We start from the raw sequence: 22,734 nt of genomic DNA on the forward strand, positions 1-22,734 counted from the left end.
TCTATCGGTTTCGTTAAAAACGTTAGTCGTCGATATGAGTAGGCGCCATAGCCGGGCGCGGACGGACGGCGGCTTCAACAGGCTCATCCAGTACCGTGTGGTCAACCAATCCTGCGGCAATTTCACGCAGCGCCATGACTGTGGGCTTGTCATTTTCCCATGGCAGCAGCGCATCGCGAGAGCCGCGCGCCAGCTGGCGAGCACGCTGGGTAGAAATCATTACCAGCTTGAAACGGTTTTCAACATTTTCAAGACAATCTTCAACGGTTACGCGAGCCATGGGAGCCTTCCTGTTATGACGGAACCGAGCCGACGCCGTACGAGAAAGAAACGGAGTCGACCCAGCGAAAAAACGCATTTAAAGCTACATTTAAAAATACGGTAGAACCGTATAGATTACTCGACCGCAGGCGCCTGTGACAAGAGTGCAGCTAACAGTGGCGCGTGACGCTCACACATTAACGGGCGGCTTAAACGTCGGCTGATCACCAAAGACTGCAGTTCTTGTAGTGCCGTGGTGAAGTCATCATTAATAACGAGGTAATCATACTCGTGGTAATGGGACATTTCGCTTACCGCATCGCGCATACGTCGGGCAATCACTGCATGTTCATCAGTGCCACGGCTAGCCAGGCGCCGCTCCAATTCGTTGCGCGAGGGCGGTAGAATAAAAATCGACACGGAATCAGGCATTTGCTCGCGCACCTGCTGAGCGCCTTGCCAGTCGATCTCCAATATAACGTCCTGCCCGGCGGCGAGTAGCACCTCCACCGCTCGACGCGAAGTGCCATAGTAATTATCAAATACTTTGGCATACTCAAAAAACTCACCGCGCGCGATCATCGCTTCAAACTCGGCCACGTCGGTGAAATGATAGTTCACACCATCCACTTCGCCCTCGCGCTTGGCGCGCGTGGTATGCGATACAGAGACCTGAATCCCATCCAGGCTTTCAATTAGCTCGCGTACCAAGCTAGTCTTGCCAGCACCCGACGGGGCAGAAACGATAAAAAGCGTACCTTGGGACATGAAGCGCTTTCCCCTCAGTTGGCAGAAAAAGTAGCGAAATTAAGTAGCAAAAAAAGCAAAGCGACTGCAGCAGGGCAGCAAGGCTGCGCAGTATCGCACACCCATCGCTGCGACTGTAGCGTTGGCGGTGACATACAGGGAGGTAGGCATGCGCAGCACGCTGTTTATTTTAGCCTTGATCGCGCTGGGCGTAGCCCTGCAAAAAGGCATTATTGAGATACCCCGCCACTGGGCGCCCTGGGCTCCGCTACACATCGACGACCCCATCACCCCCGTCACGCAACTCAAGCTTAACCGCTTAGCGGATGACCGCGCCGGCTGTTTAGCGGCATTAGACACGGTACCCGAAGGCGAGCTGCGCTACACGCCATTAGCCGATTACACCCCGACAGCTAGCTGCCCGCTCACCAATATCGTGCGCATGCAGACAAGCGATGTCGCGTTCAATCGGAGCTTCGTGGCGTCCTGCCCCATGGCGCTGGCGTGGGTCATGTATGAACGCCACGCGCTTCAGCCCGCCGCCGAGGAAATTATGGGCAGCCGGGTGAGCCAGGTTAACCATGTGGGTAGCTTCGCCTGCCGTAATGTTTATGGTCGCGAAACGGGCAGGCGCAGCGAACACGCCACCGCCGAAGCACTGGATGTGGTGGGATTTCAGTTTGAAAACGGTCAGCGCATCACGCTGATCAATGACTGGGATGATGAAGGCGAGGAAGGTGAGTTTTTACGCGCTGCCCGTGATGGCGCCTGCGATACTTTCGGAAATGTACTAGGCCCCGATTATAACGCCGCGCATGCCGATCACTTTCATATGGGCATGCGCGGATTTAGGCTCTGTCGTTAACGGATTCTGTCGCTGATAGATCAACCACTATTTATTCGAGGTTGATATCATCTTCATCCGTCGCGGCACCGGTCGCAGCGCCAACACCACCGCCGATAACTGCACCTTGAACGACGCTGCCACCCGTTACGGCTGCGGCACCCGCGCCAATGGCCGCACCCACACCGGCGCCGCTAGAGGCACGTTCCCCGGTAGTGGTGCCACAACCCGCCAAGCCAATGGTTAAAGCCCCCACCGCGCCGAGGGTAATTACACGTGTCAAATTCAATACCTGAAGGTGCATGGTCATCTCCTTATGGGTTACTTCTCTTATACATTAGAGAAAATTCGACTTTTTAGCCACATTAATTATCACTGTTCGATAACCAGGCAATGAGTCAATATCTAGGCAACTGGTCAATAACTATGCAACGTTAGCCAACGTTATGCTCGCTGGACCACGTCGCCGTAGGTGCGCTTTTCCAACCAGCGCCCAGCGGCGAAAATCACCAAGCCGCAGAGCGCCAAACCCGCCCCGACCAAGCCCGTACTCGACCAGCTAAACCCAGCGCTGATTGCCAAACCTGCAAGCCACGCTCCCAGGGCATTGGCACCGTTAAAGGCCGCGTGATTCAGCGAGGCCGCCATGGTTTGGGCATCTTCTGCCACATCCATCAAGCGGGTTTGCAACGAAGGCGCCAGTGCCATGCTGGTGCCCACCAGGCCAACGAAAAGCAGCCCCGTCCACACGTTATTCGCTGCAAAATAAAACAGACCCTGAACCACCCCACACCACAGCAGAATGATTGGGATCGCACGCATCAGGTTTTTATCCGCCATACGCCCGCCGATTAAATTACCGGCGATGGAGCCCAGGCCAAAAATCACCAGCACCAGCGGCCCCAGCGCTTCGCTCATACCTGCCTGCTGGGTCAACGTCGGCATCACATAGCTGAAAATAGCGAACATGCCGCCACAGCCAATACAGGCCAGGGCTAACGCTACTAAAACACGCTGTTTCAACAGCGCGGAGAGTTCGCGTAGAGGACTCGCAAACGTATCAACGGGTTGAATTGGCACATAAAGGCGTATCAACAGCGCGGTAACAAGCGCAATGCCCCCGACGCCCACAAAAGCAATTTGCCAGCCAAACAGATTACCCGCCCAGGTACCCAGCGGGGCACCGATCAAGATAGCCACGGTTAAGCCCAGCATGACACGCGAAATTGCGCGGGCCCGCTGGTCTACCGGCACCGCACCCGCCGCTACCAGCGCCGCGATGCCAAAATAGGCCCCGTGCGGTAAGCCTGCCAGAAAACGCAAACCCACAAATGACCAGAATCCCGGTGCCATAGCGCTGGCAATGTTGCCCACCGCAAACACCAGCATCAGTATAATCAACAGTAATCGCCTAGGCGCCCGCGCTGCCAGCGCGGAAATCAGCGGCGCACCGACTACCACGCCCAGCGCGTAGCTGCTGATTGCATAGCCCACTTGAGGTACGGTCACGGCTAAATCACCCGCCACACGGTTCATCAAGCCCATAATGACAAACTCGCTGGTACCAATCCCAAAACCACCTAGCGCTAACACAAATTCAGCCAACCGCGGGTTACGTGCCAGCCCTTGAGACGACGATGGTGTCGAATCCTGCATACTTAACTCCTTGGGATACCGCCCTGTTGGTATCTCGATTAGCGCTAAATGATCGCAGGATTAGACGAAAGTAGGAACATACCGCGCTCAAAAAGTTAGCGGGCAAACTCAATGACTGACTTTGGCTTGATAAAAAATGTTTAGGTGAGGTAATGGGCGGTCAGACGTTCGAAAAATTGACTGACAGCAGACGCTCACGCAGCTCACGGTTACGCGGCACTAACCCCATCTGCAGCCCCAACGGGCGGAATACCTGGTTTAGCAGCGCGACTGTAGGACTGGCTTTGTCGGCTTCCAAATCAGACAAGGAGCGGCGACTGATACCCACCAGCTCGGCATATTGTGTCTGCGACATTCCCAGCACCTCGCGGCGTAGTTGACGCAGCACCTGCCCTGAGCTGATCTCCTCACGCAATAGTAGGGTCAATAATTCCATCAGTAGCGCTTCGCGCTCAATGCTAGAGAGTTCTTTGCGTTTCATAAAAGCTCTTTGCGCTTCATACCAGCCCCCAGCGACGCAGCTTATCGTCCAGATAATCAAACCCTACCGCTTTTGACGCTAATAACGTTTCTGGTACGCCCCGGGCCGCCAGCCGCTCTTTTAGGCCGACTAATTGATTACCCAGCGCTTTGAGCTCTGTCATCAACTGCTCAGGTTGCACATAGGCATTTAAGTGCTCAGCAATAGCCTCCCAGTTAAATTCACGCCCCTCTTCAAACGGTGCTCCCCAGATGGTGGTACGGATAATACCTTCTGGATCAGCCTTCATAGGTGCGAAGTCATAGACGGGGGACAGCCAGATGCCCTGGGGTGTTTTTAGCAGCGCCGTATTGCGGCCATGGTTATCGCTATTGGCAAAAGCGACATTCAGCAAATCACGCTTCACCCACTCGCTCACGAAACGCGACAGATCGAAATGTTCTCCCGCTTCACGAACGCGGTATTGCTGGCTCAACCGGGCAGCCAATGCCTCAATGACGGCAAAATGGTTTAAAAAACTTCCCGGCTGACACTCCATGATTGAATAAACCGACTCCAGCCCGTACAGCGTTCGCTTCCCTGCGTGGAAATCAACATCAAAGCGGGGTAACCAGAGCGATGGGTAGCGCTCACCTTCTATTAGCCGCATTCCTTGCGTGTCGATGGTCGCCACGCCGAGTGACGCCAGCTCATGATAGAAATGGTACTCCGCGCGAAGGATGTTGTTATCAAGCTCGGTGCGCTGACCGCGAGGAAATTTCACCAGATAGTGCTGGTCGGTATTTGTCGTGTCATCCTGATAGGTATCGATCCAAACCTGATCATCAGACGTACAGCGCAACAATAGCTTAGGCGCTTCGCCACCAGCCCCGGTCGCCCCCCCCCCGGCGGCACCCATTTGCTGCGCATAGGCAAGAAAATCACTGTCCCGATCCACCACATCACGTAAAGGAAAGCGCTGTTGCTCTAGCGTGCTGCCTGCAGGGCGCTCAGGAAGGGCCTCTTTAATTCGCAAATTACCGACCGGAGCAATCGTCCCTTTAGCCAATAGGGTGTAATCCTGTTCAGCCTCGGTAAGCGCCGATATCCCCAACTGCGTTACCCAGTAACGGCGGCTTGCCCCGGAAGGCATGATATCGTCTATAAAAGCGAACCAACCTGACGATTGATGGGTATTCATTAGCTCAATGGGTAAACGCAGGCTACAGGCATGCTCGTCATCGCGATCCAGCCACTCAAGCGCGTAGTCGGTGATATAACCCAGGCGTGCAGGCCCTCGGCGACCTTGCTCTGGGTGTTCAATCACTAGCTCAGCAGCATCGTGCCACTGGCCATGATGGAAAGCTTGGACGGTTAGCAACGCAGCCACCTTAATTGAGCAGTTTAATGCTCAATAGTGTAGTTCAAGGTGAAATTATGTGCATTATAATGCTCATTAAAATAACAAAATACATTTTATGAGCAATATAGTACTCATTTTAAAAAGGAGTCGATAATGACAGCTAATGACTCAGCCGTTAGCACGATTGAGCACGCCATGCAGGCACTCGCCAAGGCCGATCCCGATATCGCCCGTGCCCTGCCTTTAGTGGGGGCGCCCTCGCCTCGCGAGCGCGATCAAGGCTTTGCGACGTTTTTTAGTACTATCGTCAGCCAGCAGCTTTCTACCGAAGCAGCCCGTGCGATTATGGGCCGCGTCAATACACTGTTGCCTGAGCTGCACGCCAAGGCAGTGATGGAGGTAGAAGGCCAAGCGCTGCGTGATGCAGGGCTCTCCTGGCGTAAGATCGAGTATGCCAAAGGGCTGGCGGAAGCGGAGTTAGCAGGTACTTTTAGCGCCGACGGGTTAGCGCATCTAAGTGATGATGACGCGATTGCTGCGATTACCGAACTACGCGGCTTTGGCCGCTGGAGTGCAGAGATCTACCTAATGTTCTCGCTAAAACGCCCGGATATCTTCCCCGCTGATGATCTTGCCCTGCGAGTGGCATTAGGGCGCTTAAAAGGCATGGACGACAAACCCACGCCTAAGCAGGCCCGACAAATGGTGGAGCACTGGACGCCCTGGCGCAGCGTGGGTTCGCTATTTTTATGGCATTACTATCGCGGCGAGCCGCTTTAAATACTAAGCATTCAAACCGCCAAACTTACCGCTCTGGTAGTCCTCTACCGCCTGGACAATCTCTTCGCGGGTATTCATTACGAAGGGGCCATGGGAGTAGATGGGCTCATCAATGACATCACCATGGCCAAACAGCAGTCGCGCATCACTGCTGGCTTCGATAACAACGCTATCGCCGTCGCGGTCTACTTCGATCAGATGGTGAGGCTTGGCTCGTTCACCGCCTACTGTCACTTCCCCATCCACCACGTAGAGAAATACCTGCCGCCCGGGCGACACGGGCAACTGTTCGTGGCTACCGGCAGGCAGCCTTAACGTTGACATAAACACGCCCGTCAGCGAGTCGATAGGACCGACGCTGCCCTGCCACTCACCAGCGATCAAGTTCAGTTCACCGCCACCCGGCAATGCGATAGCGGGGATGGATTCTTGTTGCAGCCCTACGTAGTGTGGCTCGCTCATCTTTAAATGCGCTGGCAGGTTGATCCATAGCTGCAGAATTTCCAGCGGGCCGCCCTCGCGCAAAAACTCCTCCGGTGAAATTTCCGCATGCACGATGCCGCTGCCCGCCGTCATCCACTGCACGCCGCCCGCATTGATCACGCTTTGATGCTTGGCGCTATCGGCGTGGGCCAATGAGCCTTCCAAGATAAAGGTGACCGTTTCAAAGCCCCGGTGCGGGTGCGGGCCGAAAGGCAGGCCACGATTATTGGCCGGATACGTCTGCGGTCCGTGATGGTTGAGAAACAGAAACGGATCGAGCTGCTCAAGCTGCGGCCCCGGCAATGGCCGCCGGGTAACTAAATCGCCGATATCATCACGCTGGGCCGGGTGCTGGGCAATCACGCGACGTGCTGTTTGGTTAGTATCTAATGGCATCACTGACTCCTTATCAATACCGCACAGCGTAAAACCTACGGCAGCAGATGAGGAGCGAATAATTTGCCCCGTTTCGTTGCAGGAAATTGTTATAAACCACTCAGCGGTTTCCTCAGAACTTGGTCACCACCGTCACCCCCGCCCCTTCGAATTTATCCATGTTCATCAGCGCATCAATGGACTGTTCAAGGCTGATCCGTTTGCCGATCAGCTTTTCAGGCGCCAGCTTTCCAGACTCGATCATCGCCAGCATGGCGTCGTAACGGTAGGCCTGCATACCGTGACTACCCAGTATTTCAAGCTCGTTAGCGATTACCTTGCTCATGGGAATGGCCGGTGTGCTGTTCTCGGCCAACATCAGCCCAACCTGGACATGCTTGCCCCGTTTACGCAGGTTACTGATGGAGTTAAAGCAAGTTGTCGGGTGCCCCAGCGCATCCAGCGACACGTGAGCGCCTCCCCGGGTTATCTCCGCCACCACTTCAACCACATTGGCTACCTTAGCGGCATTCACGGTGGCAACAGCGCCCAATTGACGGGCCAGATTCAGCGCGTCTTCCGAAATATCAATGGCGACAACGTTAGCGCCAATCGCATTGGCAATCATCACCGCCGATAGACCTACACCGCCACAGCCGTGAACCGCCACCCACTGGCCTGGCGATGTTTTGCCTTGATCGACCACCGCCCGAAATGAAGTAACGAAACGACAGCCCAAGCTGGCTGCCGTTGCAAAATCGAGCATCTCGGGTAATGCGACTAAATTGACGTCGGCATAGTGAATTCTCACATACTCGGCAAACGAACCCCAGTGCGTAAAGCCGGGCTGAAACTGGCTATCGCACACCTGATGATTGCCGGAGTGGCACTCGGGGCAAGTGCCGCAACCGCCAACGAAGGGAACCGTGACGCGGTCGCCAAGACGCCACTTTTTGACGTCTTTACCCACGGCTTCGACAACACCAGCAAGCTCATGCCCAGGCACATGGGGAAGCTGGATATCGGTATCATGTCCCACCCAGCCATGCCAATCGCTTCGGCAAACTCCGTTCGCCATAACTTTCACCACCACACCATGCGCCTCGGGGGTGGGGTCAGGCAGTTGCTGGATCTGTGGTGGAGCGGAAAATTGCTCAAAGACAACGGCTTTCATAAAGCATCCCTAATCTATATCGTTGTTTACTTTATAAAGTTTCATGCGGATAAGAAGCAAATTATTGGCCGCTAATGATTAATCGCCCTACTACTTGAAACGAATTATTCGTGGGGCGCACCACAATCATCTCGCCAGAGCCCACGCCGCTGCCCACCAGCGCGGTGATATTGACCTGGTGGGTAACCAGCAGCAAATTGCCCGGCCCCTGCCAGGCGGCGATCTGCTCTTGAGCGGTTTGAGTAATTGACGCCTGATCACCGCGCCCACGAAAGAAGGAATCCAGCCAGGGGGTAGGCTCGACAGGCCCCAACGCCATCAACTCAGCGGTATCCAGCGCTCGGCACCAGCTTGATGAATACACCGCCGAAATAGGAATATCTCGCTCACGAAATGCACGACCCGCGGCTTGCGACTGAGCGCGACCAGCCGCAGAAAGGTTGCGCTGAGTCTCGCAGTTGCCACGCTCAAAGCCTGGCGGGTCACCAATGCCTGGGGCCAAGGAATGGCGCATGAGAATCACAAAGCCACCTTCTTGAAGTGCTTGCCAAGTGGCGTCGTTTGCCTGGGCAGTGGCCGAGAATATACTCAACATAGCGAGCAGTAGGATTAAAGTGAAATGGCTTAGGGTGGGCATCGGAGGGTTCTCTATCAGTGGCGGGTAACTAGCAACACTGTAAGCTTTATTCTTGGTCTATATGTGCCGCTTCTATCAAACCTCTCTTATACTGGAGAGAGTGTCTCACGAATTGAGCTGGTTGCATTCCAACCTGCTGGCTAAGGCAGATTAAAGACTCAACCTCTCCTTATATCCACGCAATCACACTTTCTTAACATAACCAGTAAGAAAGCATCCTGATCGAAAAACGCTAGCGCTGTGGTTTATCGCCCTACCACTGAATTCAGGCTTTAATAATGAGTAAATTGATGCGGGTCTATGTCAATTGGCTTGCTACGCAGTTGCCTGAGCTAGCTGGGAGGCTGGAAGTAAGTTTTAGTTCGGGGGATCAGTTTTAAAAATGGCGCGCGTAACTTCCGTTTGTTTTTATACTCCCGGCCAAGTAGATAGGGTGGCCTACTCATGCAGCGCCGTAAAGCCGTTGTGGCTAGGCAGGGAATAGGCGCTTTAAGCAAAAAACATGTTTAACCCAGTAGAAAATTTAAACCAACAACAATCAGTAGACCTGCAAACGTTAGCTTTAGCACTTTAGCTTTAAGGCGGGAGGCGACTAGTGCCCCCAGCTTAGCGCCGGGCATGCTAAGGATCACAATCCCAACAAAAGCGGGCCAATAGACATAGCCAGTTGTCCAGCTCACCGAGGTTTTCGTATCGCCGACGACCATAGCGGTAATAGCACCAACAATAGCAATAGGAATACCAGCCGCTGCCGAGGTACCTACTGCTTGGCGCATAGGAATACTGTGCCTTTCTAGAAATGGCACCATCAATGTACCACCACCGATTCCAAATAAAGCCGAGGCTAAGCCGATAGAGCTACCCGCTATGCGCATGCCGTTACGGCCGGGTAATGGATAACTGCCTACCGAGCGAGAGTTAACCAGCACTTTAATTGCCAATATTAAGAAAAAGACGCCCAGTAACAGTGAAAGAGCTTTTCCAGAGAGCACGTCACCCACAACAACGCCGATGATAGCTCCGAAAACCAAGCCAGGCAGCAGCAACCACACGCAATCTCTTCGAACATTGCCGTGGCGGTAATGTGCTCGCGCCGATGATACGGAAGTAACGGCGATCGTAGCTAACGAAGTTCCCACCGCCAGGGATAAGGCTGAATCACCATCGACCTGTTGCCATCCCAATATCGTAACCAATAACGGCACTATCACTACTCCCCCACCGATACCAAATATACCTGCGAGAAAGCCAGCTAACAGGCCAATAAGCGGATAGATCGCTATTTCATTCACCTGCGCCTCCACGGCGAAATTTTATAAAAATAAATTTGACATGTTAAAAACTAAAATACAACCTTACGAAAACCAATCACAAAATATGGAACCTGATGCATGGAAAATATGGCTCTATTTTGGCCCGAAAATTGGCTGGAAAATCGACCGCCCTGCTTTGAAGGTCAGCGCTTATTTTCGCGCTATCTCACCATGCGCGATGGGGTTCGGATAGCCATCGACGTACATCTGCCTGGCACAATAGAGACTGAAAATGATCGCTTCCCGGTAGTGGTATTTTTTACGCCTTATTATCGGCGGATGAAGTTAAAGCCGGGAGCACCAGAGGGAACCGAAGATTGCCCGAATATCGCCATTTTTCGTTCGCTCCTTCTTGCTCGTGGCTATGCATTAGTAGCTGTCGACGTACGCGGTAGTGGAGCATCCTTCGGTATACGAAATGGGCTCCGCTCGCCGAATGAACGCGGCGATTATCTGGAAATTGTTGAGTGGATTGATCAGCAACCTTGGTGCAAGGGATCAATAGGGGTTACGGGCATCTCCTACTTGGGCGCTGCTGCCGATTTTACTGCTTCTTGGGCTCATCCCGCTGTAAAAGCTATCGTGCCGCATTCCGCAGTATGGGATACCTGGTCAAACCAGCTCTATCCTGGTGGCGTCATGTGCCGCCGACTAGTTAAGGAGTACGGCAGTCTGATGGAGGCTCTTGATGACGACAGAGCTGAAGTCCGCAGTAAATTTCCCTATTTCAAAGGTGATTACTACGATGGCCCCGCACCCGTCGACGAAGATGAAGATGAAGATGAAGACGAGAGCATTTTAGAGAAAGCGCTGAAAGACCATGTTGCTAACTTCGACATGGCAGACTTTGTCCATCAGCTAACGTTTAGAGACCGTGCACTACATACCGACCCTGACTTTACATCAGAAATCATTAGTCCCTACTACTACGCCAACCAGACAGCGGATGCACAAACTGCTGTCTATACCATCTCCGGCTGGATGGATGGACACTATTCCCGAGGAGCGGCGCTCCGCTACCAGTGGCAGCAAAACCCGAACAAGCGTCTGATGCTTGGAGCCTGGGATCACGGTGCTCGTACCGGCTCTAGCCCTTACCATAACGATAAGAACCCACAGACCAAAGCTTTGGCAGAAACCTTACGCTTCTTCGACGAACACCTAATGGGTCTTGATACTGGAATGAGCGATGAGGCCCCAGTTCATTACTACACCGTAGGTGAAGAGCGATGGAAATCAGCCAATGAATGGCCACCAGCAGAAACTAACTACCGCACACTCTTCTTTCAAGAAAGCCACCGGTTAGGCACAGAGCCACCAGCCACGAAAGAGGCTTATGACTGCTACGTAGGAGATTATAACTGCGGTACAGGCGAAAGCTCCCGCTACAATCGGCTGTATGCGCAAAACGTCGATCATTACTACTCCGACTGGCATGGTCGCGATAAACGAATGCTGTGCTACACCACCGATGTTTTTGAGAAAGATGTAGAGGTGACCGGGCATCCGATCATTCGGTTATATCTCACCAGTGACACGCAGGACTGTGCTCTTTTCGTTTATCTGGAGGATATAGATAAGAGTGGCAAGGTTCACTATGTAACCGAAGGCGTTTTCCGAGCTTTACACCGGCGTATTGCAGAAGGCCATACCAATATACCCAACATTGGCCCCAGTCATAGTTTTCTAGAACGTGACGCTCGTTACATGACACCCGGTGAGTGCAGTGAAATCACTTTTGATCTGTTGCCAACTTCGTGGCTGTTTAAGGCTGGTCATCGATTACGGATCGCTCTTGCCCTGGCAGACAGTGATCACTTCTCGCGCATTCCAGATGGGGTAATTCCCACAATCGAAGTTTATCGCAACTCAATACAAGCATCCTGCATAGAGTTGCCAATCATTGAGAGTTAACAAACCCGCCCCCTCAACTATTTGAAGGGCCAAAATCTTAAAAAGGTAAAACAAAATGTCAAAAAGAGATGCCTACATAAGCAAAAGCTGGAGCCCAATGCAGGCTTTAACAAGAATAAGCCTTAAGTTTGTTGAGAAATGCTTACCTAACGCATTTCTGCTTGCCATGGTGCTAAGCATTGTAGTCTTTCTACTTGGCATGATATTTGGCGGACAAAGTGCCAGCACAATGTTTAACGGGTGGGGAGAAGGTTTTTCAAAGCTTTTTACGTTTGCTATGCAAATGTCTCTGATTCTACTCACCGGGTTTGTAATAGCAAAGACGCCTTCCGTATCGAATATGATCGATCGACTTGCGTCTATAGCTAAAACTCCTACTCAGGCTATCGGTATTATAGCAGTCTTTGGAATGGTCACATTCTACATAAATTGGGGTTTTGGTATGATAGCCGGTGCATTCATGGCCCGAGAAATGGGGCGCCGAGTGCCAGGCTTGCACTTTCCTCTAGCCGTTGCTGCAGCTTATGCTGGTGACATTATTCGTGGTATGACTGCCTCTATTCCGTTACTGATGGCGACTGAGGGAAACTTCATGCAAAGTGTGGTGGGAGTTATTCCTGTCACAGATACGCTTTTCTCTTGGTGGAACCTTGGGCTATCTGCTGCCCTGCTTTTTTTAGTTTATTGGGTCTTTACTAGAATCAATCCAGAAGTGGACGAAATAAGACCGTTTAAAGACGTAATACTAGACGCCCCTGCCGAGAAAGTGGATACCAAAGGGATGCCCTGGGTTGAAAAACTTGAACACTATCGGATTCTTAACCTTGCACTCGCTATATTACCTCTTGGTTACATTATAGTTAATTTTCAACAAATTGGATTCAACCTGAATCTAAACATGTTAATTGTGATTTTTTTAGCAATAGGGTTATTACTTCAACCGAGCCCAGCATCTATTGGGACTGCAGTCAAAGAAGGCGTTCTAGCATGCCGTGGCATCATTATGCAGTTCCCGTTATATGCAGGTATTGCTGGTATGGTTCAAGTATCAGGACTCGCTGATGGAATATCTAATTGGTTTGTTAGCATTGCCAATGTTCATACTTTTCCAATTGTGACATTCATTTCTGCAGGCATTGTTAATATTTTCATACCATCAGGTGGAGGTCAGTGGGCTATTCAAGGACCGATAATGCTTGAAGCGGCTAAAAATTTAGGCGCCGATATTCCTCAGACGATTATGGCTTTTACTTGGGGCGATGCTTGGACTAACCAAATGCAACCGTTTTGGGCTCTTCCTCTGCTCGGTGTAGCTGGGCTTTCAGCGCGCGATATCATGGGATACTGCCTTATGTGGACGTTGATCTGCGGGGCGGCAATCATGGCGACTTTCGTGCTGCTATCAATGGTCTAGGCTTTACCATCGAACTGCCGGTAAATGTTAGAATTAGGCGGCGCTGGGATAATATCAACCAGCGCCGTCACGCGTTCAACATGGAACAGTTCATGGCAATTAGACAGAAAGGCAGTCTCAACGATCAGGCATTCGATATACTGAGAAGCGACATTATTTCCTGCCACCTCAAGCCTGGAGCCACCATTACAGAGGTATGGCTCACTAAACATTATGCCCTAGGGAAGGCGGCTATACGTCACGCTTTGGCCCGCTTGACCCAGCAGGGATTAACGGTCAACCAGGGGCGGCTTGGCTACATCGTTGCTCCAATCACGATTAAGAGCATTCGTGAAAGCTACCAGATACGTCGTTTGGTGGAACCTGAACTCTGCCGACTAGCTGCTGGCAAGCTTGATGCCGAGACTTTAGCGATGCTGCGAACTTGCAGCGAGGCTACCTATGATAGCCAAAAGGCTAACGAAATAATCACCTTCTCACATGCAAATCATCGTTTTCATTGTCTGATCGCACAAGCCGCTGGCAACGAACGTTTAGCACGCCTGATCCAGGAGCTATCAGACGATCATTTACGTATCTCTTATGTCAGCATGGTATATAACCAATCAGATAAGAGATGGAGCGACGACCACTCTAAAATTGTGGATGCGCTGTATGCCAATAATGGAGAAGAGGCTGCCCAGCTTATGGCTGAGCATTTACTTCTTGGCGAAGAAGCCACTATGCGAGCTATCCTCAACCTTCCAGAGCTGCTGGAGACCTCTTTAAGTTAAACCAGGACAGAAAGAGCAGCCTTCATCAAAGAAGCTCTTTCAACAACCGGCAAATAATCATGTCCGGTCAGCAGATATATTCATCAAATCCTTTCCACTACTCAATATTCTGAATCTGTTCCCGCATCTGCTCGATCAACACCTTCAGCTCCACTGCGCAGCGGGTCGTCTCTGCCACCACGGATTTTGACGAGAGCGTATTAGCTTCGCGGTTGAGCTCCTGCATCAGGAAATCCAGGCGGCGACCTTTGGGGCCTTTTTGGCCGAGCTGGTGGCCCACTTCTTCAATGTGCGCGGTGAGGCGGTCTAGCTCTTCGTCTACATCGGCCTTTTGCGCTACGAGCACCAGCTCGGCTTCCAGGCGTTGGGGATCGAGTTCTGTTTTGGCGACTTCCAGGCGTTCCAGCAGTTGGGCGCGCTGGCGCTCTAAAATCTGCGGTAGCAGGCTGCGCACGGTGGCGACCTGTTCGCTTACTGCCGCCAGGCGGGTGGTGATCATTTCGGCCAGCTTGTCGCCTTCGCGAACACGGGCATCAATTAGCTCATTCAGCGCTTGGTTAAATAGCGCTTTAGCGGCGGCTTTGATGACCTCTTGGTCCAGGTGCTGGGTTTCCATTACGCCGGGCTGGTTGAGTAGTGCAAGCGTGGTGGGCGGCACGGCGCTGGGCACTTGCTGCTGAATGGCGGCTAGGGCGTCGGCAATCTCTTTTAACCGCTGGGCATTCACCGCAGGCGCTTGAGCGGTGTCAGCACTCTCAAACCGTACGCTGCACTCCACTTTGCCTCGGGCCAGGCGAGTACGCAGTGCTTCGCGCAGCACCGGCTCTAGGTCGCGTAAACTTTCGTGTAGGCGAAAATGTGGCTCTAAGTAGCGCTGATTCACCGAGCGGATTTCGACCTGCAGGGTGCCAAAGGGGGCGGCCTGCTCGGTGCGGGCGAAGGCGGTCATGCTGTGCGTCATGGAAAAACCTGTAGAGAGATTAGCGTGTTGGAAGTGTAGAGCATTGGCTAACACTCTTGTTTGAATTGACGCTTCTATTTATTCGACACGTTGAATACTGAGCCAATGTACGGACATATCAAACACCCATGATGTCTGGCTGCACCTCGATAAGCAGACTGGCATCCGGCGATGGCGTATCCATCACCTCGAAGACGCGGTCGATCATCTCACCCACGTTTTGTCGTGCCATTATCAGGTGAGGGTGAAACGCAGCGGCCAGCGGGTCCCAGTCAAAGCAGCCAACAATCATATCGTCAAGCTGGTAGCCTCCCCGCTGTAGCCAGCGCACGATCCCCTCAAGCGCAATCGTCGAGTTGACGAACATCGCGCTGGGAAGCGTGGTGCGATGGCGCATATACGCCTCTAGCGCGACCTGGGCCTTGTCGGCGGCATAGTCGCAGGGAATGATGTCCGCCTCCGAGGTGGAAAGCCCGCGTTCAGCGCGAGCCTGGGTGAATCCGGCAATCCGCTCGCGGGTGTTGTGATCCTCCGCACGTCCACCAATAAACAGGATAGCGTTGTCACTCGGCGCTTGGCGGGCTAGTCGATCAAGAATGGCGTGAGTCAGCTTTTGCGCGCCCTCTCGGTTATTGGAAATAATCGAGGGTGCTTTACCGCCGGGCAAATCCAGATTGATACTCGCCACGCCACTTTCGTCGCACATCGCAGAGATCGTGTCGGGATCAGTCGCCCCAGTACTGACCAAACACTCGACCCGGTAGGCGAGCATCATGCGCGCCGCCTCGCGCTCTTGGGTCGGGTCACGGTTGGTACAAGCAACAATCGCAAACAGCCCCCGTCGACGTGCTTCTGATTCGAAGTGTTGGGCTATCGAGCTGAAGTAGCGATTGTCGTAGAGCGGCAGAATCATGCCAATAATACCCGAACGCTCCCGGCGCAGCGCACGGGCCTGCATGTTGGCTGAATAGCCTTCCGCTTGGGCTAGGGAAAGAATTTTATTAGCCAGTTTTTTGCTGATACGGCGCCGCCGCCAAGTGCCGTTGAGCACAGCACTGACGGTGCTAGGCGACGTTTCTGCCAACCTCGCCAAATCGTAAATGGTCAGCCGTTTGGCTGAAGAGTCGCTAACCACCGGCAGCTCCTTGCGATTAGATAAAAGTAGCATTGACGTGATGAAGCAATAGATCAATCCTACACTTTGCACAACCGATTGTGCATACTAGATTAAACGACATCAATGACAGCGATTAAGCATTGCTTAAGTACCACTCAACGTATCCAGCACTGTGTAACGTTTCTATGCATTAAGTTCTTATGCATTAAATTCCTATGCATTGTGAGGCGCATCAGCGTCTGCGCCATGTCATTTGACCATGGCGCAACGTACCGCAGCCCTATTAAAGCGCTTCAATGCACGCTATTCCACTGACTGGGTTAGCCAACAGCAAGCAGGAAATCACAATGAAATACAAAGCACTTCTTACCGCGGCTACGCTAACAGGCATGATCGGCAGCGCCAGCGCAATGGCTCAAGAGTCTCCCACTATCGCCGTGGTCGCCAAGGTGGGCGGCATCCCCTGGTTCAATGCCATGGAGATGGGCATTGAGCAGATGGGTGAAGAGCTGGGCGTCGAGGCCTATATGGTAGGCCCCACCAGCGCTGACCCGGCCCTGCAGGTACGCGCGATTGAGGATCTGATCAGCCGCGGTGTTGATGTCATCGGCGTGGTGCCCAACGACCGTGAAGTACTTGAGCCGGTGCTTGAGCGCGCGCGTGAGCAGGGCATTATTGTGCTCACCCACGAAAGCCCTGAGTCGGTCAATATCGATTACGACTTTGAGATGATTTCGGCGCAGCAGCTCGGCGAAGAGCACGCCAAACTGCTCGCGGAGACCACAGGGTGCGAAGGCTCCTACGCTGTCTATGTGGGCGGTCTAAGTGTGCCCGCACACAACGCCTGGGCGGATGCGGCGGTGAACTGGCTGGATGAAAACTGCGCAGGCTTGACCCAAGCGGCTGAACGTTTTGGTGTGGCCGAAAGTGTCGACGATAGCCGTAACACTACCCTTGATCTGCTGCGCGCTCATGAAGACCTGGCCGGCATTATGTCGTTTGGCAGCCAAGGCACCATCGGTGCCGCTCGTGCGGTTAAAGAGCGTGGCTTAGAGGGCGATGTCGCCGTCATGGGGCTTTTCTCACCGGGTCAAGGGCGTCGTTTGGTACATGAAGGGGTTATCACAGGTGGTTTCCAATGGAGCCCACTGGAAGCAGGTAAAGCATTCGTCGCCCTCGGTGAGATGCTCTATAACGGTGAAGAGATTACCGATGGGGCTGAGCTTCCGGTGCTAGGCGATATCACCCTGGACGGCCACACGATCTTTGCCTCGCTGCCACTGGAGCTCAATAAAGAAACCGTGGATGAGTTGGCAGAGCTTGGCCTTTAAAACCGCACTTATTCATTTGCTGTAAACGCTGCCGCGCTCAATGAGCGCGGCAGTTATGTTAAGAGAGCCGTCATGTCTAGAGAGGAGCCGCCGATGAGCGAGATCGCGATTCGAGCGCGTCATGTTAGCAAGGTATTCGGGCAAAGCCGGGTGCTGGATGATGTCGAATTCGAACTTCGCCGCGGTGAGGTCATGTGCCTGGCGGGCGAAAACGGCTGCGGCAAAAGTACCCTCATTAAAATTATCAATGGCGTTTACAAGCCCGAGCCGGGTATTGAGTTTACGTTTGGTGATGAAATCCTCTCTGCGATTAGCCCGCTGGAGGCACGCAGCCGAGGCATTCATGTCATCTGGCAGGATTTGGCGCTCTTTCCACACCTCACTGTCGCGGAAAATATCGTCTTTGATGACTACGTTTCTAAGCCATGGCGGCCAATTTCGTATAAAAAAGCGCTGCAGCAATCACGCGAAATTATTCAGCAATTTGGTTTGAAACTAGATCCCACGGCCCGCGTTGAAGACCTTTCGATTGCCCACCGTCAGTTGGTCGCGATTTGCCGCGTGCTGCGTGCAGGGGCCAGCATTATTTTTATGGATGAGCCCACCGCCTCGCTCACCTACAAAGAGGTGCAGGCGCTATTGGCGATTACCCGCTCGCTGGCAGAAAAGGGCATTTCTATTGTGCTGGTCAGCCACCGCTTGGCGGAAGTGCTGGAGGTTTGCCAGCGGGTAACCGTACTGCGTAACGGCCAGTTGGTGGGCACCTACCCCACCGAGGGAATGACCCAGGCGCGGCTCTCCACGCTGATGACCGGCCTTGAGTTAGCGCTCACCCCCCGGGCTGAGACGCATAAAGGCGCACCGGTACTTGAGCTTAAGCAACTGACGCGTGAAGGCGAGTTTGCAGATATCTCTTTTACCCTGCACCGCGGGGAAATTCTTGGCTTAACCGGCTTGCTGGGCGCGGGGCGCACCGAAATCGCCCACACCATTTTTGGCATGACAAAGCCCACATCGGGGGAGATTTACAAGGATGGCCAGCCGCTCAAGCTGCGCTCCAACCGCGACGCCGTGCGCCATAAGATCGCCTACCTCTCGGAAGACCGGCTCCATCTTGGCCTGGTGCAAAATCAGTCGATCAATATGAATACCGCTGTAACGGTGCTACCGACACTTGAGAAGCCGCGCTTTTTTCTCTCTCCCCAGCGCATTAAGGCGCTCACCGCCCACTGGATACAACAGCTTAAAACCAAGGTAAGTGATGCCGAACTGGCGGTCTCGTCGCTCTCTGGCGGCAACCAACAGCGTATTGCGCTTGCCAAGTGGCTGGCGACCGAACCTGACGTACTGATTCTCGACTGTCCAACGATTGGTGTCGATGTGGGGGCTAAAGCGGGGATCTTCGAGATCATCCGCGGTCTTGCCGACCAGGGTGTGGCGATTATTTTGATCTCCGACGAAGCGGGGGAAATCTGGATGAATACTGACCGCGCGCTGGTTCTGCGCGAGGGGCGCATCGCTACCGAGGTGATCCCTTCTGAAACAACGGAAGAAGCGCTGGAGGCGATCATCAATGCGTAATCTTTTATCGCGCGCACGACTCGGCACCGAAGGGGTGCTGCTGGGCATTATTCTGGCGCTCTCGGTAGTGCTGGCGCTGACCACCGACAGTTTCTTAAGCCTTCAGAACCTGTTTGACCTGCTCAACAATCAGTCGGTCAATATCATATTTGCCGTCGGGCTGGTGGTCGTACTCATCGCGGGGGGCATTGATATCTCCTTCGCGGTGGCGGCCTCGGTGGTGCAGTACGTGGTGATGACACTGCTCATCGAAACGCTGGGCGGCGGCAGCTGGCTGCTGGGCATCATCCTCTCAATGCTCGTGGGCACCCTACTAGGGCTATTTAATGCGCTGCTGATTCACCGTTTTCGTATTGTTTCGATTATTGTCACCATCGGCACCTTTAACCTGTTTTTCGGGCTATTGATGTACTTCACTGGCGGGGTATCGATCTACGATATTCCCGATTGGCTCTACTACTCCATTCCCCTGCTTGACCTACCCGCCGAGCGTGGTTCGGCCACGCTCTACTTCCCCGCTGCCGTCATGGCGGTCATGGTCATGCTCACCTGGTTCATTCTGGCTCGCACCGGCTTCGGGCGTGCGGTTTATGGTTTTGGCTCAAGCCCCGAGGCCGCGCGCCGTTCAGGCGTGAGTGTGTGGAAAATTCACGCCTTCGCTTACGGCTGGCTAGGGCTATGTGCAGGGGTTGCAGGCCTTATGCAAGCGCATATTGTGCAAGAAGTGGTGCCCAACGCCTTGATCGGCCAGGAACTGCCGATTTTAGCTGCGGTAGTGCTGGGCGGCGCAACGCTGGGCGGCGGGCGAGGCTCGGTGCTGGGTGCGGTGCTGGGCGTGCTGCTGCTCGCCGTGGTGCAAAACGGCCTTAATCTGCTGGGCGTAACGCCCTACGCTTTCCGCATGATTGTCGGATTGATTATTTTAATCGCGATCACGACCAGTAATTTGGGCAACCTGTTGCCCCGTTCAACCAGGGCGCAAAACGTATGAATAAGCCGCTAAACACGCCATCCAGCGCTGGCGTACGCCTGGGTGGCGATACCATCGAAGTGATGGCCATGACGGCCCTTTTGATTATCAGCATCGTGTTTTTCTCGCTGCTGGCCCCGGGATTCCTCTCCGCGACAAATTTCAGCTCAATGTCGATGCAGTTGCCAGAGCTTGGACTACTGTCGCTGGCAATGCTGGTACCGATTATTTCCGGCGGGCTAAACCTCTCGGTTACTTTTACCGCCAATATTGCCGGGCTCACCACCGCCTGGCTGGTGCAAGGGTTACTGGCAGGCATGGGGATTCTCAGCGTGCCGATGGCGATTATGGTCGGGCTCGTCGTGGGCGCTGCCGCCGGCTTTCTCATTGGCGTCATCGTCGCCTATGTGGGCGCCCATCCCATTCTGGTGTCGCTAGGTGCGATGATTTTTCTCCAGGGTGTGGGCGAGTTTTTAACTCGTGGCGGCGGTATTTCAGGTATGCCTGAGGTGTTACAAATCATCGGTAGCGGAAGCTTTCTGGGCGTGCCAATTCCCATGCTGATCTTTCTCGCCGCCGCCGCTGGGCTAATGTACGTGATGCACTTTACCCGCACCGGGTTCTCGATCTATATGCTCGGCTCCAATCCCCGCGCGACCGAGTACTCAGGCATTAACGTCAAGCGCGTGCTGATCACCGTCTACACGATTTCCGGTCTGCTCGCTGGCCTCGCGGGTATGGTGATGCTCGCCCGCTTTAACTCCGTACGTGTCGGTCACGGCGAGAGCTACCTACTGATTACCGTGCTGGCTTGTTTTCTGGCCGGGGCGAACCCCTTTGGCGGCTTTGGCCGCGTCCTCCCCCTGGTGCTGGGCTTGATGAGCCTGCAAGTAATTGCCTCGGGCATGAACCTGATGGGCGCCAGCCAACACCTGGCCACCGCGGTGTGGGGTGCTTTTCTAATTATAGTGATGGCACTGCGTATGCCGTTTATTAAACAGTCTTGAGTAAGGTTTTCCATGAGTCACCAAGAACATGTTCTAGGCATTGATATCGGCACTGGCAGCGCCCGGGCAGGCATTTTCACGCCGGATGGCGTGATGCTGGCCGAAGCGAAAACCCCTATTGCAATGCATCGCCCCGCCGAGCATCACGTGGAGCAAAGCTCCACAGATATTTGGCGCGCGGTATGCAGCGCGACCCAACGAGCCCGCGAGGCTGCCGGTGTAGCACCCGAATCCATCACCAGCATGTCGGTAAGCGCCACCTGTTCACTCGTCCTGCTGAATCAGCAGAATCAGCCGCTTGAGCTATCACCCGGTGATGAAGCGTGGAATATCATTGTGTGGATGGATCATCGGGCAACCGCCGAAGCCGCTGAGTGCACAGCCACCGATGCGGCGCCGCTGGCCAACTTGGGTGGTGTCATGTCACCCGAGATGCAGATGCCCAAACTGATGTGGCTAAAGCGGCATCGGCCAGAGCTTTATGCCCAGATTGGCTACGCCGGTGATCTTGGCGACTGGCTGGGCTTTAAGTGCACGGGTTCCATCGAACGTTCGGTGTGTATGCTCACCTGCAAGTGGACGTTTGATCCTCGCCCTGGGCATGGTTGGGATCACGATTTTCTAGGTCAAATCGGTATGCAGGATGTGCTCGAGCGCGCCCGCCTGCCCGACCAAGCGCTTCCAGTGGGCGTAGCGCTTGGGCAGTTGACGGAAGAAGCCGCCAATGACTTGGGACTGACGACTGGGTGTACCTTCGCAGTGGGCATGATTGATGCCTATGCGGGTGCGCTTGGCACGCTAGGCAGAAGCCTCGCTGATGCTCCCGAGCGTCGCCTTGCCGTGATTGGCGGCACTTCCACCTGCCATATCGGGGCCCAACCCGTGCGGCGAGAGGTACCCGGCGTGTGGGGCCCCTATCCGGGAGCGCTATGCGATGGTTTTGTCGCCAACGAAGGAGGGCAAAGCATTACCGGCGCTCTTCTAGATCACTTGGCGGCACTATTTTCAGCCAGCAGTGAATTCGGCGACGATCTTCACGGCGCGTTATCCGACCTACTACTCGAGCGCTTGGCCTCCGGCGACCCTGCCCCTGACACCCATGTTTGTCCTGACTTCATTGGCAACCGCTCGCCATTGGCCGATCCGGAAATTCGCGGCACCATCACGGGATTGACCCTTGATACGCCTCGCGAGAGCTTCATCAAGGTCTACTGGGCAGCAGCCACCTCGCTGGTTTACGGTACCCGCGCCATCATAGAGCGCATGAATGCCCATGGTTATGCCATCGATACCCTGCACCTCAGTGGAGGGCATGGACGTTCAGCGCTATTACGCAAGCTCTATGCCGACGGTACCGGTTGTCAGGTTGTGCTGGCGGATGCGCCGGAACCCGTGCTTCTTGGGGTAGCCGTGGCGGCCTTGGCTGCTCAGGCCAATGGTGAGGTGCTCAGTGTTGCCAGTGGCCTCTCCCCAGGCGAACAAACATTAGCGCCCGACCAGGCAATGCAAGCGCTGCACACTGCGCGTTACGCCGCTTTCAAGAAACTTTACGCAGGGCGTCTCGACTGACACA

At 54.0% G+C, this 22,734-nt stretch carries 22 protein-coding genes; 10 read left to right on the forward strand and 12 right to left on the reverse strand.

The window, feature by feature from the left end; all coding sequences use genetic code 11:
• Positions 1–22 precede the first annotated feature (22 nt).
• Both rpoZ and gmk read right to left on the reverse strand, forming a co-directional pair.
• Positions 23–280 (reverse strand): DNA-directed RNA polymerase subunit omega, encoded by a 258-nt coding sequence (gene rpoZ / locus AC5TBW_RS19275; protein WP_007112267.1) that lies wholly within the window; start codon positions 278–280, stop codon positions 23–25.
• Positions 281–396: 116 nt separating this feature from the next.
• Positions 397–1,029 (reverse strand): guanylate kinase, encoded by a 633-nt coding sequence (gene gmk, locus AC5TBW_RS19280; RefSeq protein WP_495510094.1) that lies wholly within the window; start codon positions 1,027–1,029, stop codon positions 397–399.
• Positions 1,030–1,177: 148 nt separating this feature from the next.
• Between gmk and AC5TBW_RS19285 the strand changes: the two genes are divergently transcribed.
• On the forward strand, positions 1,178–1,873 hold the full coding sequence (locus tag AC5TBW_RS19285) for an extensin-like domain-containing protein (RefSeq protein WP_495510095.1): 696 nt from the start codon (positions 1,178–1,180) through the stop codon (positions 1,871–1,873).
• Between the two features lie 31 nt (positions 1,874–1,904).
• Here AC5TBW_RS19285 and AC5TBW_RS19290 read toward each other — a convergent pair whose 3' ends face one another.
• The 4 genes from AC5TBW_RS19290 to AC5TBW_RS19305 form a co-directional block, all read right to left on the reverse strand.
• Positions 1,905–2,156, reverse strand: coding sequence for a YMGG-like glycine zipper-containing protein (locus AC5TBW_RS19290; protein WP_495510096.1), 252 nt, complete (start codon positions 2,154–2,156; stop codon positions 1,905–1,907).
• 140 nt (positions 2,157–2,296) lie between these two features.
• A complete protein-coding gene (locus AC5TBW_RS19295) occupies positions 2,297–3,508 on the reverse strand; it encodes an MFS transporter (RefSeq protein WP_495510097.1) in 1,212 nt (403 codons plus the stop codon).
• Between the two features lie 160 nt (positions 3,509–3,668).
• Positions 3,669–3,989: a helix-turn-helix domain-containing protein gene (locus AC5TBW_RS19300; protein WP_495510098.1), complete on the reverse strand. Its 321-nt coding sequence runs from the start codon at positions 3,987–3,989 to the stop codon at positions 3,669–3,671.
• 16 nt (positions 3,990–4,005) lie between these two features.
• On the reverse strand, positions 4,006–5,349 hold the full coding sequence (locus AC5TBW_RS19305) for a type II toxin-antitoxin system HipA family toxin (protein ID WP_495510099.1): 1,344 nt from the start codon (positions 5,347–5,349) through the stop codon (positions 4,006–4,008).
• A 135-nt stretch (positions 5,350–5,484) separates the two neighbouring features.
• Here AC5TBW_RS19305 and AC5TBW_RS19310 point away from each other — a divergent pair, with 135 nt between their 5' ends.
• A complete protein-coding gene (locus AC5TBW_RS19310) occupies positions 5,485–6,111 on the forward strand; it encodes a DNA-3-methyladenine glycosylase family protein (protein ID WP_495510100.1) in 627 nt (208 codons plus the stop codon).
• Positions 6,112–6,114: 3 nt separating this feature from the next.
• On the opposite strand, the gene AC5TBW_RS19315 is transcribed toward AC5TBW_RS19310, so the two are convergent.
• The 4 genes from AC5TBW_RS19315 to AC5TBW_RS19330 form a co-directional block, all read right to left on the reverse strand.
• On the reverse strand, positions 6,115–6,990 hold the full coding sequence (locus AC5TBW_RS19315; RefSeq protein WP_495510101.1) for a pirin family protein: 876 nt from the start codon (positions 6,988–6,990) through the stop codon (positions 6,115–6,117).
• A 112-nt stretch (positions 6,991–7,102) separates the two neighbouring features.
• Positions 7,103–8,143 carry a zinc-dependent alcohol dehydrogenase family protein gene (locus AC5TBW_RS19320; protein WP_495510102.1) on the reverse strand — a complete coding sequence of 347 codons (1,041 nt, stop codon included), beginning with the start codon at positions 8,141–8,143 and terminating at the stop codon, positions 7,103–7,105.
• Between the two features lie 61 nt (positions 8,144–8,204).
• Positions 8,205–8,780, reverse strand: a complete 576-nt coding sequence (locus tag AC5TBW_RS19325) for a histidine phosphatase family protein (protein WP_495510103.1) — start codon at positions 8,778–8,780, stop codon at positions 8,205–8,207.
• A 506-nt stretch (positions 8,781–9,286) separates the two neighbouring features.
• Complete coding sequence (locus tag AC5TBW_RS19330) at positions 9,287–10,072, reverse strand: sulfite exporter TauE/SafE family protein (RefSeq protein ID WP_495510104.1); 786 nt, start codon at positions 10,070–10,072, stop codon at positions 9,287–9,289.
• Positions 10,073–10,171: 99 nt separating this feature from the next.
• On the opposite strand from AC5TBW_RS19330, the gene AC5TBW_RS19335 reads away from it, so the two are divergent.
• The 3 genes from AC5TBW_RS19335 to AC5TBW_RS19345 are packed head-to-tail and all read left to right on the forward strand — an operon-like array spanning position 10,172 to position 14,194.
• Positions 10,172–12,007, forward strand: a complete 1,836-nt coding sequence (locus AC5TBW_RS19335; protein WP_495510105.1) for a CocE/NonD family hydrolase — start codon at positions 10,172–10,174, stop codon at positions 12,005–12,007.
• Between the two features lie 55 nt (positions 12,008–12,062).
• Positions 12,063–13,421: a short-chain fatty acid transporter gene (locus tag AC5TBW_RS19340; protein ID WP_495510106.1), complete on the forward strand. Its 1,359-nt coding sequence runs from the start codon at positions 12,063–12,065 to the stop codon at positions 13,419–13,421.
• A complete protein-coding gene (locus tag AC5TBW_RS19345) occupies positions 13,361–14,194 on the forward strand; it encodes a GntR family transcriptional regulator (RefSeq protein WP_495510107.1) in 834 nt (277 codons plus the stop codon). The genes AC5TBW_RS19340 and AC5TBW_RS19345 overlap by 61 nt, the downstream gene beginning before the upstream one ends.
• A gap of 97 nt (positions 14,195–14,291) precedes the next feature.
• On the opposite strand, the gene AC5TBW_RS19350 is transcribed toward AC5TBW_RS19345, so the two are convergent.
• Entirely contained in the window at positions 14,292–15,155 is an 864-nt protein-coding gene (locus AC5TBW_RS19350) for a YicC/YloC family endoribonuclease (protein WP_495510108.1), read from the reverse strand.
• 118 nt (positions 15,156–15,273) lie between these two features.
• Positions 15,274–16,290: a substrate-binding domain-containing protein gene (locus AC5TBW_RS19355; RefSeq protein ID WP_495510109.1), complete on the reverse strand. Its 1,017-nt coding sequence runs from the start codon at positions 16,288–16,290 to the stop codon at positions 15,274–15,276.
• A gap of 329 nt (positions 16,291–16,619) precedes the next feature.
• On the opposite strand from AC5TBW_RS19355, the gene AC5TBW_RS19360 reads away from it, so the two are divergent.
• The 5 genes from AC5TBW_RS19360 (at position 16,620) to AC5TBW_RS19380 (ending at position 22,730) form a co-directional block, all read left to right on the forward strand.
• A complete protein-coding gene (locus AC5TBW_RS19360; protein WP_495510110.1) occupies positions 16,620–17,603 on the forward strand; it encodes a substrate-binding domain-containing protein in 984 nt (327 codons plus the stop codon).
• Positions 17,604–17,696: 93 nt separating this feature from the next.
• The gene (locus AC5TBW_RS19365; protein ID WP_495510111.1) at positions 17,697–19,184 is read left to right on the forward strand and encodes a sugar ABC transporter ATP-binding protein; all 1,488 of its coding nucleotides are present in this window, start codon (positions 17,697–17,699) and stop codon (positions 19,182–19,184) included.
• The gene (locus AC5TBW_RS19370; protein WP_495510112.1) at positions 19,177–20,175 is read left to right on the forward strand and encodes an ABC transporter permease; all 999 of its coding nucleotides are present in this window, start codon (positions 19,177–19,179) and stop codon (positions 20,173–20,175) included. The genes AC5TBW_RS19365 and AC5TBW_RS19370 overlap by 8 nt, the downstream gene beginning before the upstream one ends.
• Positions 20,172–21,161 (forward strand): ABC transporter permease, encoded by a 990-nt coding sequence (locus tag AC5TBW_RS19375; RefSeq protein WP_495510113.1) that lies wholly within the window; start codon positions 20,172–20,174, stop codon positions 21,159–21,161. Before AC5TBW_RS19370 ends, AC5TBW_RS19375 begins: the two co-directional genes overlap by 4 nt.
• A 12-nt stretch (positions 21,162–21,173) precedes the next feature.
• On the forward strand, positions 21,174–22,730 hold the full coding sequence (locus tag AC5TBW_RS19380) for an FGGY family pentulose kinase (protein ID WP_495510114.1): 1,557 nt from the start codon (positions 21,174–21,176) through the stop codon (positions 22,728–22,730).
• Positions 22,731–22,734: the final 4 nt, after the last annotated feature.

It is taken from the genome of Vreelandella sp. ssv (assembly GCF_059448525.1).